The 14,811-nt window shown below is 40.2% G+C and carries 15 protein-coding genes and 1 pseudogene; 10 read left to right on the forward strand and 6 right to left on the reverse strand.

Annotated features, from left to right (window positions below):
- Positions 1-18: 18 nt before the first annotated feature.
- From ABJH98_RS06615 to ABJH98_RS06625, 3 genes and pseudogenes are all read left to right on the forward strand, one after another.
- Positions 19-225: pseudogene (locus tag ABJH98_RS06615) on the forward strand (tRNA uridine-5-carboxymethylaminomethyl(34) synthesis GTPase MnmE); the annotation flags it as partial.
- Between the two features lie 129 nt (positions 226-354).
- Positions 355-3,387 carry a two-component regulator propeller domain-containing protein gene (locus ABJH98_RS06620; protein ID WP_348306845.1) on the forward strand — a complete coding sequence of 1,011 codons (3,033 nt, stop codon included), beginning with the start codon at positions 355-357 and terminating at the stop codon, positions 3,385-3,387.
- A complete protein-coding gene (locus ABJH98_RS06625; RefSeq protein WP_348306846.1) occupies positions 3,380-4,000 on the forward strand; it encodes a response regulator in 621 nt (206 codons plus the stop codon). Before ABJH98_RS06620 ends, ABJH98_RS06625 begins: the two co-directional genes overlap by 8 nt.
- On the opposite strand, the gene ABJH98_RS06630 is transcribed toward ABJH98_RS06625, so the two are convergent.
- Positions 4,001-4,504, reverse strand: coding sequence for a hypothetical protein (locus ABJH98_RS06630; protein WP_348306847.1), 504 nt, complete (start codon positions 4,502-4,504; stop codon positions 4,001-4,003). It abuts the gene before it with no gap.
- Between the two features lie 128 nt (positions 4,505-4,632).
- Between ABJH98_RS06630 and ABJH98_RS06635 the strand changes: the two genes are divergently transcribed.
- Both ABJH98_RS06635 and ABJH98_RS06640 read left to right on the forward strand, forming a co-directional pair.
- Positions 4,633-4,845, forward strand: a complete 213-nt coding sequence (locus tag ABJH98_RS06635) for an RNA-binding S4 domain-containing protein (RefSeq protein WP_348306848.1) — start codon at positions 4,633-4,635, stop codon at positions 4,843-4,845.
- Positions 4,846-4,847: 2 nt separating this feature from the next.
- Positions 4,848-5,141, forward strand: coding sequence for a DUF3817 domain-containing protein (locus ABJH98_RS06640; protein WP_348306849.1), 294 nt, complete (start codon positions 4,848-4,850; stop codon positions 5,139-5,141).
- A 58-nt stretch (positions 5,142-5,199) separates the two neighbouring features.
- Here ABJH98_RS06640 and ABJH98_RS06645 read toward each other — a convergent pair whose 3' ends face one another.
- From ABJH98_RS06645 to ABJH98_RS06660, 4 genes are read right to left on the reverse strand one after another with little or no spacing between them, the layout of a single operon-like run.
- The gene (locus ABJH98_RS06645) at positions 5,200-5,817 is read right to left on the reverse strand and encodes a gluconate 2-dehydrogenase subunit 3 family protein (protein WP_348306850.1); all 618 of its coding nucleotides are present in this window, start codon (positions 5,815-5,817) and stop codon (positions 5,200-5,202) included.
- Positions 5,814-7,538, reverse strand: a complete 1,725-nt coding sequence (locus ABJH98_RS06650) for a GMC family oxidoreductase (protein WP_348306851.1) — start codon at positions 7,536-7,538, stop codon at positions 5,814-5,816. The genes ABJH98_RS06645 and ABJH98_RS06650 overlap by 4 nt, the downstream gene beginning before the upstream one ends.
- Positions 7,539-7,559: 21 nt before the next feature.
- Positions 7,560-8,495, reverse strand: coding sequence for a sugar phosphate isomerase/epimerase family protein (locus ABJH98_RS06655; protein ID WP_348306852.1), 936 nt, complete (start codon positions 8,493-8,495; stop codon positions 7,560-7,562).
- Between the two features lie 19 nt (positions 8,496-8,514).
- Complete coding sequence (locus ABJH98_RS06660) at positions 8,515-8,856, reverse strand: c-type cytochrome (RefSeq protein WP_348306853.1); 342 nt, start codon at positions 8,854-8,856, stop codon at positions 8,515-8,517.
- Between the two features lie 162 nt (positions 8,857-9,018).
- Here ABJH98_RS06660 and ABJH98_RS06665 point away from each other — a divergent pair, with 162 nt between their 5' ends.
- A complete protein-coding gene (locus ABJH98_RS06665) occupies positions 9,019-9,321 on the forward strand; it encodes a hypothetical protein (RefSeq protein WP_348306854.1) in 303 nt (100 codons plus the stop codon).
- A gap of 49 nt (positions 9,322-9,370) precedes the next feature.
- Here the strand turns inward: ABJH98_RS06665 and ABJH98_RS06670 are convergent, their stop codons facing one another.
- On the reverse strand, positions 9,371-10,396 hold the full coding sequence (locus ABJH98_RS06670) for an AraC family transcriptional regulator (protein WP_348306855.1): 1,026 nt from the start codon (positions 10,394-10,396) through the stop codon (positions 9,371-9,373).
- Between the two features lie 119 nt (positions 10,397-10,515).
- On the opposite strand from ABJH98_RS06670, the gene ABJH98_RS06675 reads away from it, so the two are divergent.
- The 4 genes from ABJH98_RS06675 (at position 10,516) to truA (ending at position 14,790) form a co-directional block, all read left to right on the forward strand.
- Positions 10,516-11,748 (forward strand): nucleoside permease, encoded by a 1,233-nt coding sequence (locus ABJH98_RS06675; protein ID WP_348306856.1) that lies wholly within the window; start codon positions 10,516-10,518, stop codon positions 11,746-11,748.
- Positions 11,749-11,751: 3 nt separating this feature from the next.
- Complete coding sequence (locus ABJH98_RS06680) at positions 11,752-12,885, forward strand: Gfo/Idh/MocA family oxidoreductase (RefSeq protein ID WP_348306857.1); 1,134 nt, start codon at positions 11,752-11,754, stop codon at positions 12,883-12,885.
- A 1-nt stretch (position 12,886) separates the two neighbouring features.
- Entirely contained in the window at positions 12,887-13,945 is a 1,059-nt protein-coding gene (locus tag ABJH98_RS06685; protein ID WP_348306858.1) for a sugar phosphate isomerase/epimerase, read from the forward strand.
- A 65-nt stretch (positions 13,946-14,010) separates the two neighbouring features.
- Entirely contained in the window at positions 14,011-14,790 is a 780-nt protein-coding gene (gene truA, locus ABJH98_RS06690) for a tRNA pseudouridine(38-40) synthase TruA (protein WP_348306859.1), read from the forward strand.
- The last annotated feature ends 21 nt before the right edge of the window (positions 14,791-14,811 follow it).

The following is a 14,811-nucleotide window of genomic DNA, read 5'->3' on the forward strand; positions in this document are numbered from 1 at the left end:
TTAACTATGATCTAAGAGATTACTAACGCTCGTCACTACCAAGGTCTAGTCAATACCCAAAACTCACTCCACGATGTACTCAGAGGCATTGACAACAAGATTACGAATGATTTATTAACCTAGGACATCCGACATGCCTTACACTTCTTAGGAGAGATTGCAGGTGAGATCACTACAGATGATTTATTGGCGAATATCTTTAGTAAGTTTTGTATCGGAAAATAATCTTTCATTAATGCCATAGCTTGGGATAAAATATTTGCAACAATATTTTCATCTTATTAGATTAGTGGCTATTGCTGGCTATGCAATTCAACTTATAACCTAAACTAAGTTGAACATTAAGAGAAAAGGTTGAGATTAATTTCTATTTGGATATGTTTCCTGTTGATGCAGGCCACCCCTGTTGTTGGGTCTACTCTGACTGACACTCTTCAAATCAATTATATCGGTCAAGAAAAAGGCATTAAACAGCTTAATGTTCAAAAGATAGTTCAAGACGATCTGGATTATTTATGGTTCTCCACCGAGGATGGTCTTCATCGTTTCAATGGGTTGCAGATGAAGGTATTCGCTGACAATCCACTTGATAGTAGCAGTATTCCTGATGATCACAATCGAGGCTTGCTTATCGTAGAAGATACGCTGTGGATAGCATCTAATTCTAAAGGGATTTTTGCTTTGGACTTGCGAACTGAGCAGTTTAGCATTCCATTTCCTGAAATGTCTGGAGCGATCTCCTATCAAGTATTTCAACTCAACCATCAGTATTTGCTGTTTTCTCTAGCCGACGTTTTTTATGTGTTAAATAGAAAAACCAGGCAATTGACTCCAGTGAAGTTGCCTAGAAGTAATTCTGAAAACTATGTAAAGAATGCTACTGCAATAGATGAGCATCAATTTTTATTGGCTACCCTGAGTTCTGGACTTTTAATTTTTGACCTTAAAAAACTTGAAATAACGGGTCAAACGAGTGTAGATCAGTCTTCGCACAATGCTATTGTGAAACTGCGAAATCAATGGTATATAGGTACTGATCAAGCATTTTATAGATATGATCTTAAAACGAATGGGGCTGAAGTTCTAATTGACAATCAATTGGTGAACTGTGTGTCGAAAATTGAAGACGATAAGCTTTTACTTGGAACCAAGAATGGATTATTAAGGTATCACTTGGATGAGGAGGCTGTTAGCCAGATCATATTGAAAGATCAAAATAATCGAATTTTCACACCTCTAGAAATTGAATCCATTTATAGTGACGATAAAGGAAATATATGGTTTGGTACAGCAGGAGAAGGTTTACATCATTACAATAAATATCAAAAAAAATTCGAGACCATTGCTCTAACTGTCCCGGGTTATTCTAAGGATACAAAGCTGAGCACCTTTCAAATATTACCAGGTAAGGATTCGGTTCTCTGGTTAGGTACTTCATCGAATGTAATCCGGTATAATCTATTGGACAAAAAATTTAATCACTACAAAGGATTTCCTGATGCATTGATTTACGCACTTTCGAGAGATGAAAATGGAGGCATATGGTGCGGGGGGTTCGATGGTACAGGCTTATTGAAATACAACGAGTCGAACGATAAATTTGTGAAAGTTGATTTTTTAAATCAAAAGAATGACAAAACGATTATAGATATTCGTCCGCTGTCCCAACAGCAATTGCTACTATCTACTTGGTCTAGTGGGATGTTTGTTTATAATATTGAAACAAATATGATCGAAGAGTTTTTAGTCGACGGGAAGCAGCTTAATAGGGCTAGAATTTCATTTGTTGATAGTAAGGACAATCTGTGGATCGGATCGGATCAGGGTGTTTATTTGATAGGGAAGAGGGGGAAAGGAAAATCATATCATTTGCATGAAAATGGACCAGACTCCATTAGAATTAATAGCAATCGGATTTTTGGAATCAATGAAGACTCACGTGGTGATATTTGGTTGGGCACAAGCACTGGACTTACTCAGGTATCTACGGACAACTGGCATTCAAGAAGATACTATCGTCAGGAAGGGTTTCCGAACGATTTCATTTATGGTGTGTTGATTGATGCCAACGATCACGTTTGGGTTAGTACCAATCAAGGAATTTCAGTATTCAATCCCAATACCTTGGAATTCAAATCTTATAGTGCAAAGGACGGATTGCAAAATGATGAATTCAATGGGAAAGCAGCATTTCAAGATAAACAAGGTAATTTCTATTTTGGAGGAGTAGATGGGATCAATATATTTAATCCTTTGCAAATCAATACGAATCCTTTCCAGCCTCAGGTACACTTAGAGTCTATAGAAATTTTCAATAGTCCAATATCTAAAAATAGTTTGTATAGTAATAATTATATTTTCAAGAGTGAAGAAAATGTATTGAGTTTCCAATACGCTGCTACCAATTTTCTGAACCCTTCAAAAGTGAATTATAGTTTCTATATGGAGGGGTTCGACAAAGACTGGCGGCCAGCCACAAAAAGCCAGCAAACGACTTATACGAATTTACCTTCAGGCGATTATAAGTTTAAAATTAAAGCAACGAATGATAATGGTACATGGGGCGACTTTGAGCGTGTCGTGAATATTACAATTGTTCCGCCTTGGTATGAGACCTGGTGGTTTCGAATAGCTGCAGTATTACTCTTGGTTTTGACCATTTCAAGCTATGCTTTTTACAAGTATGCTAGCCTAAAACGTAACAAGGCCTTGTTGAAAAAAATTGTTCAGGAAAGAACCAAAGAACTCAGTGAAGCATTGAATGTTTCCAATAATCAAAAGGAAAGTATTACTTTTTTGATGCGTGAATTGAAGCATCGGGTAAAAAACAACTTGCAAATCATATCTAGTCTTTTGAGTTTGCAAGCCATGCAAATGAAGGACAAAGCGTCCGTCGAAATCCTTCATTCTGCTAAAAATAGAATATCCAATATTTCTTATTTAGAAAATATGATGGATTCTGAAAATGAACATGTAGCGGTAGATATTTTCACTAAAGGAATATGTGAAAATGTACTTAGACTGATAGCCGTAGATGAGGCACCTATGTTTGAAGTAGACTACGATATGGAACCTTCCAAAGTAGCGAATTTTAATATTACAATCTATGGATTAATCATCAATGAATTACTTACCAATACGAGCAAATACGCTTTTGATAAATGGAGTGAAAAGAATAAAATATTCATTAGTTGTAGTGTGAAAAAAGGTACACTAGTATTGATCATAGCTGATAATGGTAAAGGATATGATCATGAAGCAATCAAAAGTTCTTCGTTGGGTTTAGGACTGGTCAAAGACATGGTCAGTCAACTGAACGGAACCATTACAATAGAAAATAACAAGGGAGTAAAAAACATCATTAGAATACCGGTAAACCATGAGTAAGCTGAAGATACTGTTGATAGAAGATGAGGCAATTATAGCCAAGGATATAAAGGCTATACTTGAACAGAGAGATTATGCAAAGGTAGAAATAGCATTGAAACCAGACATAGCCAGAGATAAGTTTGCCTCTGAAAAATTCGATTTGATCATATCTGATATTAATCTGAATTCAGACATAGATGGGATCGAATTGGTTAAAGAATTGACTGGGATGAAAAAAATCCCTGTTGTATACCTTTCTGCGTATGCTGATGAAAAGACCATCAGCAAAGCTGAAACTTCCTCGCCTTATGCTTATTTATTAAAGCCATTCAATTCAAATCAATTAAAGCTCACAATCAATTTGGCAATTCTTAATTCAAGCAAAGATTATGAGACTATTAAATACGATAAAAAGAATGTGGAGCGGCTCAAAACCTTGACCAAAAGAGAACAAGAAATACTATTTGTACTTGCGTCTGGTAAGCTGAGCAAAGAAACAGGCGATGTATTGAATATTGCTACGTCAACCGTAGAAAAACATAAGCAAAACATCAAAGAAAAGCTCAATCTCAAGACCATAGGTGAACTTGTGAATTTTGCACTGTCAACTAAGACGATCAGTATGGATTAATCAATTCAATTGGTCATTTCGTCTAAAATTTATCCCTTGAATAATGACGGCTATGGCATAGGCAAAAAGCAAGTAGCCGAGATAGTTTTGAGAAATTTCAAAAAACTGACAATCACAGATCGATGATACAGGACTTGTTTTTCTAATAAAAGCCGAAAAACTAAATTCCAATGCTTTGGTAAATGACAGCTCTGTGACTTGATTGATTGTTCCAAAATATACTGCGCCAAACAAAAAAATACTGGTCAGTGGGCTAGCCACACCCCATAATATCAATCCTGGCAATCGGATATACTTACTGCTCGATGCCTTAGCCATATTCAGTAGCATCCAAATAATAATAAATACCGCGAGTATAAACGAAATCCAAATCACCAGATGGTTATAAAAGAATTGTGGATACAACTGACTGATGGAAATAACAGCCAGTGGGACAGACACACCAATTCCTAAGTTAAGTATGGTGTATTTCTGAAGGAGATCTTTTTGATTCGAATTTGGCAATTTGACTTATAACAAAGTGGTAATTGATTCAAGGTTATTCCAATATAAGAAAATATCTACGTTTAATATAGATCAGGCTGAACAGAAGCTTTTAAAATGATACTTTTGCAATTCAAATTTTTGATTTAATGGAAACATTCAAATTACGACCTGACGAAGAATACATAGAGCTGAATAATCTACTCAAAGCCTTTGGCTGGGTGGCTACGGGCGGCGAAGCCAAAATCAGAATCGACAATGGCGAAGTAACTGTGAATGACGAGGTAGAAACGCGCCGTAGAAAGAAGATGAAAGTAGGGGATGTGGTTGTATTTGAAGGTCAAAAGGGAAAAGTAGAATAGAAATGGAATTGAAAACACCGATCGGAAGATTAAGACTATTGGCGATATTGGAGGGAATTAGCTACTTGCTTTTTGCTGTTACCATGCCGTTGAAGTACATGCTGGATATCCGCGAACCAAATTTTTATGTAGGTATGGCTCATGGCTGGTTGTTTATTCTATATGGTATATTCTGCCTTCAAAATATTTATATCCACAAATGGGGCATGAAGACCTCGGCCATTGCTTTGATTGCCTCCCTGATTCCATTTGGGACGTTTTATGCGGATGCTAAGATTTACAAACGAGTGAACTAAAAAAGGTAAACTAAGTCATTGCTGACCCAATCTACCTTGCTTCACTAATCCGTATTTTTTAGCCTTTCGTTCCTTCTATTTTCTCCAGGGCTTTGCCTGGTCTTGGATTCCCGTACATGGGTTTTGTTTCAGTGGTTACTTCTATGCATCCGGTGTATTTGCCAGGGATAGGTAGATAGTTGAAATTGTTTTTGGCAACAATCTCAGAAGAGAGATAAGCCCAGATAGACAGTTGTTTAATCATGACATAGGCAGGCTGAGTTTCGAACGTTTCACCCGTTTCCTCATTGTTGAAGGTGTAGCGTGGGTTTTCTTCGATGTTCGTTTCTTCTCTCAAAAGTTGCGCTTCCTTTTCCGCTGGAGTTAATGAGGCGAAGTTCATTTCCTTGTATTTGGCCAGTGCTTCCAAAAAGACTTGTTGCTGTTGCCCATTGTAAAAGTCAGTTACAATCCTATTTGCAAAAGCTCCTACCTTGGCGTCTTTTGCTCCGGGAGATTTTTCCGTGTGTGGCAATATCACTTCAGCAATTTCTTCCAACAAATGAATTTGTTCATTGGTCAATATCCCTATCTGCTCTTCAGAAAAAGTACAGCCACTCAAAAGAAAGGAATCGGCGCCGATCACGGTGCCGCCCACGATCAGGCCTACAGATTTTAATATTTCTCTTCTGTTCATAGGTTCCCTTTTTTTAGTTCATCCACTGCATAGTTGGCTGCTCGTGCTGTAATGGCCATATAGGTCAACGACGGATTTTGACAAGCTGAAGAAGTCATACAAGCGCCGTCTGAAACAAACACATTCTTGGCGTTATGCACTTGATTGTACTTGTTGAGAATGGAGTCTTTTGGACTATGACCCATTCTAGCCGTACCCATTTCGTGAATGCCTAATCCTACCTGCCAATTGGGGTCTATTCCAGTATGAATGTCCTTACATCCAAAGGCCTCTAACATCTCTCCGGCATTGTCGAGTGCATCTTGGAGCATGTTATCCTCATTTTGCTTAAACTCTGCATCAGCTTCTACCAAAGGAACTCCCCAGTCGTCATTTTGTGTAGTACTTAGTGTAATTCTATTATCGGCATGTGGCAGTTGTTCGCCCATAGGGCCAAATCCCATGCCCCAAGAACCAAACTCAGTGAGCTTGTCTTTAAAATCTACTCCAATTTTTGGGTCTTTGGGTTTAAAATTTCCAGCGCCTCGTCCTGCACCCAATTGATAAGCATATCCTCTTAAGAAATCCTTTTGCTTGTCGTTTTTATAATTTCTAAATCTTGGCATATAAAGCCCAGTCGGACGATGACCGTTGAAGTAACTTTCTTCATAGCCTTCGATTCTACCACGGGCATACCCTCTAAAATCGTGATCCATCAAGTACCTGCCTAGAACGTCATTTTCATTGCCCAAGCCTTCCTGGAAAGTATTTGACTTTGAATTGAGCATGATGGCTGTGGTGTTTACTGTACCTGCGTTCAAGAAGATTACTCTGCTGAAGTATTCAGTAACTTCTTTGGTGTTTGAATCGATCACTCTTACGCCGATGGCTTTTCCTTTATCATCATCATAGATCACCGAGTGAACTACTGAATGCGGTCTCAAGGTCATATAGCCAGTTTTTTTGGCGGCTGGTAGGGTAGAACTATTGGCACTGAAATATCCTCCGAAAGGACAGCCTCTGGCGCATCTGTTTCGCGCCATACAGGGTCCTCGTTCATGGTGTCTTTGGGTGATGTTCGCTGCTCGGGCAATGATTACATTTCTTTCGGGATAACTGCCTTCTAGCGTTTTTTTAATATCCTTTTCCACACAGTTCATGTCGAAGGGCGGAAGAAATTCTCCGTCAGGAATTTGATCCAAGCCATCTCTATTACCACTGATGCCTGCGAACTTTTCTACATAACTGTACCAAGGTGCCAAATCCGCATACCGAATGGGCCAGTCGATTCCGTGGCCATCCTTGGCATTGGCTTCAAAGTCCAAATCACTCCAGCGTTGCACTTGACGTGCCCACATCAATGATTTACCGCCTACCTGATAACCTCGGATCCAGTCGAAGGGTTTGATCTGAATGTAAGGATGTTCTTTGTCCTTGACGAAGTGGTGCTCATGCTCTTTGGTGAATGCATAACACTTGCCTACCACTGGATTATCGGCAATCACTTTGGGATCCATGGCCATGCCATGTGGATCAGTCCAGGGTTCCATGCTGGCGGTGGGGTAGTCGCCATGCTCGATATTTCGACCACGCTCTAGTACCAGGGTGTTCAATCCCTTTTCGGTAAATTCTTTGGCTGCCCAGCCGCCACTCATGCCTGAGCCGACTACAATCGCATCAAAGTGATTGGCTTTGTTCGAATTGATGTTGAAGGCGCTGCTATCATTTTGGATCTTGCTCATTTTCTTTTCGGTTAAATTGAATTACAACGAGGCAATTGTTCTTTCAAGCAAAGCTTTGGTGGCTTTGATGCCATCGTATTCACTCAGTTTTTTGCCTTCGTATTCTACGCCTATATACCCCTTGAAACCTGCGCTTTTTACGATCTTCAGCATTTTACTAAAGTCAGAATGGATCTCATTTCCATTCTCATCAAAATCATGTGATTTGGCACTTACTCCCTTGGCAAAAGGCATCAGGTCTTTCATGCCCTGATAGCGATCATAGTCCTTCAGACAATTCCAGTTTTCGTCTCTGGTGATACAGAAGTTACCAAAGTCTGGCAGCGTGCCACAGTTTTTCATGTCAACCGTAGAAATGACTTTGTTGAGCCATTTGCCATTCGATGAATAGCCGCCATGATTTTCTACAATGACGTTGATGTCAAAGTCCTTTGCGAAAGTGGATAGGCTTCTTAGCCCTTCAATGGCATTTTGCTGGACTTCTTCAGCGGAACCTTCTCCGGCTGCGTTTACTCGGATGGAATGACAACCCAATTGTTTGGCAGCCTCGATCCATTTGTAATGATTTTCTACGGCCTGGTTTCTTTTGTTTTCGTCACTGTCTCCTAGTTCACCTTCACCGTCTACCATGATCAAGAGGTTTTTTACCCCATTATCAGCAGCGACTTGTTTCATTTGGTTGATGTAATCTTTGTCTTTGGCTTTGTCTTTGAAAAACTGGCTTACATATTCTACTGCCGAAATACCAAAGTCGTTTTTGGCTGCTTTAGCGAAATCAAGATTGCTCATTTCACCAGCAAATAGCGTTTGGTGCAAGGACCACTGGGCTAGTGATATTTTGAAGTCTGTCACTTTTGTGGTTTTAGTACAGGCACTTAATAATGGAGAGGAGGCGATGGCCAAGCTTCCTGTCAATAGACCTGATTGTTTGATGAAGTTTCTTCTAGTTGTTTTCATTTCTGCATCGAGTTAGTGCTTAGTTTAGGGAATTGATCCAATGAGCAATTTCTAATAATTCTTTCTTATCGAGGTGGGGTAATGCTATCATAGGAGCGGGGTATTCTGGCCAGTTTTCTGGTTCTGGTTTATAAATCAACTCCACAATGCGCTCGTCACTATAATTTCTTTTGGCAATCTCTGCATAGGAGGGACCAACCAACTTCTCATCCTGCTTGTGACAAGTAAAGCAGGTGTTTTTCTCGAGCAGCTGTTTAATCTTGAACTTGTTGGCTACCTGCCGTTCGCTTTTTTTGCCTGATCCGCAGCTGAAGATGGCTAGACTTAAGCTACAGAATATCAGAGTCTGTATTGTTTTCATTTAATCGTTGATAAAGTAGTAGGCTTAAGTGTATAAAATCTATCAGTTGAAATCTGTCTAGACTTATTTACACCCAAAACTTTATCTAAAGTATAGGATTAGAATATATCACTTGTTTAAAATCATTCAATGAATGAAATTGTACATTAAAATCAGTCGTCATTGTACGATCCCAGGTTTTTGGGCATTTGGGTATTCTGTTTGCCAGATGAGCTGCAGTTTTCTTGTTTTCTGCCAAACGATACGGATCACCCGAACTATCGTCGGGTGATGACGACTTTTCTTAAGGAGAGGATACTTTTAGTCCTTTTAAGTCTTGTTGCCTTCTTCTTTGCTGCCCGTGTTGGTCTTATCCCCAATGCATTCCTTCGGCATGACCAACAAGCCAACTACAGCTATTTAATAGCACATGAGCTATTTCGTGACCAATCCAAAAAAGCCAAAATAGAACAGGGAAGGACCTGAAGCAACTCTTCCAAAGTTTCAAACTTTGGAAGAGTTTTTTAAGAAACGATCAAACCACCTCCACCTTATTCCTTACCCTAAACTCCTGAGGAGAACACTTTTCCTGCTTTTTGAAGACGGTAGAGAAATACTGGCTGGTGGTAAATCCGCAGGTGTAGGCGATTTGCGTGGCGCTCTGATTTGGGTTTTCTAATAGCAGATTTTTTGACCAGTCGATGCGGTTCTTGGTCAATAACTGCATAGGAGTGAGGTTGGTCAGTTGCTTGCAGTGGTGGGTGAATCTGGTGGTACCAAGTCCTGATGATGCTGCCATTTCTTCAATGGTCCAGGGGTGTGATAGGTTGTTGGATAGTTCAGAAATAAACTGCTTGGCAGACCGCATACTGTCTGTGAGCGATTCATTCAGTACCATCTTGCCCTTATCAAACATATCTAGGAGGTGAATCAAAAGTTCATTGATATGGATTCTAATTTTGGACGCAGAAGAGCCGTTTACATCTTGATGAATGGTTTGATTGATTTGTTTGAAACAGGCTTTGATTTCTGAAGTGGCTTTCCAAACGGGTTGCTCATTTTGTCTGAGTAGGAGATTGAGACGATTAAGATCGTCATCAGACAATACAACCCAATCTGGCCAAGTCCATGGCTGATGCGGACGACGTACCCCCACATCTATAATCACCCAGTAGAATTTACCAATTCCCACATTTGGATTGCCTACTTTGTGTTGTTGCCATGGGCGGGTAATGGTAAAATCACCAGGAAACAATTCAGTCTCCGTATTTTCTACGGCATAGGGCATATGTCCAGATTCCAAAAAGTGAAACTCTACCCCTTCATTTCTATGCCAGTCGAGTCCCCAGTCTTGCGCTTCGTTTGCACTCCAGTAGCCAATGGTATTTAGCCCTTTGGTATCTTCATTGAGCCGGTCGCCAGGGTAGGTGTGTCTGGCCAGTGCCTTGAATTCTACTTTTTCTCTCTTCACGGCATCCACCAAAGGCAAGCAAGTGTCGGCGTGATATACTGATCCATTTTCTTCCCTGAAAGGTACGATGTGCTGTTTAATATTATTCATTGAAATATTTTAAACATGTAAAACTTTGATAAAAGCTATTTTGCTTTGATTAATCCAGTTTTGGGAAGTGGATTTGATTGTGTTGAACAAATTTATACAACAATAATTAATTGAATTAAATGAAAAAATCAACTCAAATACAACTGTCAGTGATGATGTTTCTGGAATTTTTCATCTGGGGAGGTTGGTTTGTCACGTTGGGCACCTTTCTGGGCAACAACCTGAATGCTACTGGAGCCGAGACAGGCATGGCTTATTCCACACAGTCGTGGGGCGCCATCATAGCACCATTTATTATTGGACTAATCGCAGATCGTTTTTTTAACGCAGAAAGAATCTTAGGGGTGCTACATATCGCAGGGGCAGTATTTATGTTCCTGATGTCGCAGAGTCCTGACTTTGGGTCATTCTATCCTTACATTTTGGGTTACATGATTGTTTACATGCCTACCTTGGCACTCGTCAATTCTGTGTCCTTTAATCAAATGACTGATCCGGCCAAGGAATTTTCTTATATCCGTGTTTGGGGCACTATTGGTTGGATTGTGGCTGGTTTAGCCATAAGTTATGTTTTCGGTTGGGATTCAAGTTCGGGAATCCAAAATGGATTGTTGCAAAACACTTTTCTAATGACGGCTTTCGCTTCAGGAATATTAGGACTCTTTAGTTTTAGTTTGCCCAAGACACCTCCAAAGGCTAATAAAGGAGAGAAGATTACTTTTTCTGATATACTGGGACTAGATGCTATCAAACTATTGAAGGATAAAAACTTTCTGATTTTCTTTTTATCCTCTGTTCTGATCTGTATTCCATTGGCTTTCTACTATCAAAACGCGAATCCCTTCTTAGCGGAAATAGGCGTAGATAACCCTACAGGCAAGATGACCATTGGGCAAGCCTCTGAGGTTTTGTTTATGCTATTACTTCCTGTGTTCTTCAAGAAGTTTGGCTTTAAGAAAACCATACTCTTTGGTATGCTGGCTTGGACCATTCGTTATGTATTGTTCGCTTTTGGCAATGCTGATGAGCTCACGTTTATGCTGTTATTGGGTATAGCACTACATGGCATTTGTTATGACTTCTTTTTCGTGTCAGGGCAAATTTATACAGATACCAAGGCTGGAGAAAAACATAAAAGTGCGGCGCAAGGCTTAATTACTTTAGCCACCTATGGGATAGGCATGTTGATCGGCTTTTGGGTAGCTGGAAAAATATCTGATAGTTATGTCAATGCACAAGGTCTTCACAACTGGAAGGAAATCTGGTTTTACCCAGCGGGTTTTGCCGCGTTGATTCTAGTGGTGTTTGCGTTAAGCTTTAAAAATGAAAAAGTCGAATACAAGACTTCATAGATAATGAATAAAGGAAGAATAAAATGGGGTATGTTAGGAGGTGGTCAAGGTGCCTTTATAGGCATAGCCCATCGCATAGCTGCTTATATGGGTGAGCGCTATGAACTGGTTGGTGGAGCTTTTGATGTGGATTATGAGCAAGGCAAAGCCTTTGCTAAGGAACTGGAATTAGACACCAATAGAGTGTACCCAAATGTAGAGACTTTGATCGTAGAGGAAAATAAGTTGCCTGAGTCAGAGCGGATAGAAGTGGTATCTATCGTCACGCCAAACTTCTTGCATTACCCGATGGCTAAAAAACTGCTCGAAGGTGGTTTTCATGTGATTTGTGAAAAACCCATGACCATGACTGCTACTGAAGCAGAAGAATTACAAGTGCTTGTGAATCAATTTGATAAACGTTTTTGTTTAACACATACTTATACTGGTTATCCTATGGTTCGTCAGATGAAAACCATGATAGCCAATGGAGAGATTGGCGACATCCAACGAGTGGATGTACAGTATTATCAAGGTTGGATCAATCCTTTCATTCATGAAAAGGAAAAGAGAAAATCTGTATGGCGTTTGGATCCTACGAAGTCAGGAATTTCCTGTTGTATTGGAGATATCGGTTTGCATGCCTTCAACTTGGCTGAATACACCACTGGATTGCAAGTAGATCGTTTGCTATCAGATTTGAATTATCTCTATGAGGACAATTCTTTGGATGTAGATGGAACCGTACTGATACGTATGGGCAAGGCCAAAGGTGTGATTCGGTCTAGCCAGATCGCCACTGGAGAGGAGAACAATCTAACCATTCAGGTTTATGGAAAGGAAGGCGGCCTGAAGTGGTGTCAGGAGAATCCAACGGAATTGACACTACTTAAGGAAGGTAAACCCATTCAAACACTAAAGCCTGGCAATCCATACAATGCCCGGTTCACGAAGGAGAGTACGAAAATGGCACCTGGTCATCCCGAAGGGATATTTGATGCCATGGGGAATATTTATAAAGGCATGGCCAAAGCCATTCGAGAGGAAGAATCAAATGATGGTGAATATCCTACTGTATTAGACGGAGTCAGAGGCATGCAGTTTATAGAAAAAGTAGTAGAATCTAACCGAGACGGAAACGTCTGGAAAACGCTCTAAGATGAAAACGATCAAAGGACCCGCCATTTTTTTAGCACAGTTCCTAGGCGATGAAGCACCCTTCAACAATCTGAAAAATATTTGTGATTGGGTAGCAGGAATGGGCTATAAAGCCGTACAAATTCCTGCCTGGGACAAGAGAGTGATTGATATTGAAAAAGCAGCAGATAGCAAGGCTTATTGTGATGAAATTAAAGGTGTGGTGAAGGAGTCTGGGTTAGTGATATCAGAATTGTCTACCCATCTACTGGGTCAGTTGGTAGCTACACATCCTGCCTATGACGCCATGTTTGATGCTTTCGTGCCTGAAGATTTACATAATAATCCAAAGGAGCGATCGGCCTGGGCTGTTCGTCAAATGAGAGCATCGGCCAAGGCTAGTAATCATATGGGGTTGAACGTGATTGGGTCATTTTCTGGTTCCTTGCTTTTTCATACCATGTACCCCTGGCCGCAAAGGCCAAAGGGATTGGTGGAAGCTGGGTTTGATAAGTTGGCAAACAGATGGTTGCCTATACTGGATTACTGTAAAGACTTGGGAGTAGAGGTTTGTTACGAATTGCATCCTGGGGAAGACTTGCACGATGGTATTACATTCGAACGATTCTTGGATGTAACTGGCAATCACACAAGCGCCAAAATCCTATATGATCCAAGTCATTTCATTTTACAGCAAATGGATTATCTGCAATTCATAGATATCTATCATGAGCAGATTCGTATGTTTCATGTCAAAGATGCCGAGTTCCGACCCAGTGGAAAATCAGGCGTCTATGGCGGTTATCAAGATTGGATAGATCGCCCTGGAAGATTCAGATCTCTTGGAGATGGGCAAGTAGACTTTAAACAAATATTCAGCAAGCTAAGTCAATATGGCTACGACGGCTGGGCCGTGCTTGAATGGGAGTGCTGTATCAAATCACAAGAACAAGGAGCCAGAGAAGGAGCGACTTTTATTTCTGACCACATCATTGAGGTCACTCAAAAAGCATTTGATGATTTTGCTGGAGGTGAGATAGATCATGATAAATTGAACCAAATTTTGGGGTTGAAAAAGTAAGGATGTATATCTTCTGACTTCATTCTTGCTAGCTTTGCAGCCTAATAATAAAAGGTCTCAATTATATGCAAGCCAATCATTTCTATCTGATAGAAGTTCAATATTTAGGTTTTCGATATCATGGATGGCAACGCCAACCTGGGGTCAAGACCGTTCAAGAAATGATCGAACGTACCTTAAAATATATTTTGGCAGACAAGCCATTCAAGATTTTGGGTGCCAGTCGAACGGATGCGATGGTTTCGGCTACACAAGCGGCCTTCGAACTGTTTCTGGAAAAGCCTGAAGATGTTGAACAACTACTGGCTGATTTCAATGAAAACCTTCCGGCGGACATTCGAGCGATTAGTATGGAGAAGGTTGATAAAACGTTCAATGTGATCCAGCATGCCAAGGAGAAGGAGTATTTGTATTTATTTTCATTTGGTAATAAAAATCACCCTTTTGCAGCGCCATACATTACTTATATCAGAGAGAATTTGGACATAGAGTTAATGAAGCAAGGCGCCAAGTTTTTTCAAGGTACACACAACTTTCAGGAATACTGCTACAAACCCAAAGAAGGGACGCAGTTTGAACGAGAAATCATTTTGAGTGAAATAGTAGAAAACGATATTTGGACAGCTAATTTTTTCCCTGAGCAGAGTTTTGTCTACAGAGTAAAAGGAATGGGCTTTATGCGTAATCAAATCCGCCTTTTTATGGGAAGGTTGTTTCGATTAGGCAAGCACGAAATTACCCTTGCTGATCTTCAATCTTCTTTGGATCAACCATCTGAATCACCTGAATACTATATTGCACCTGCCTCTGGATTGATGCTGCATCAGATGAAGTTCAATAAATAGGATTTGTTAACTTGCGGATAT

The sequence above is a fragment of the Reichenbachiella sp. genome (assembly GCF_039969095.1).
Classification (GTDB): Bacteria; Bacteroidota; Bacteroidia; order Cytophagales; family Cyclobacteriaceae; genus Reichenbachiella.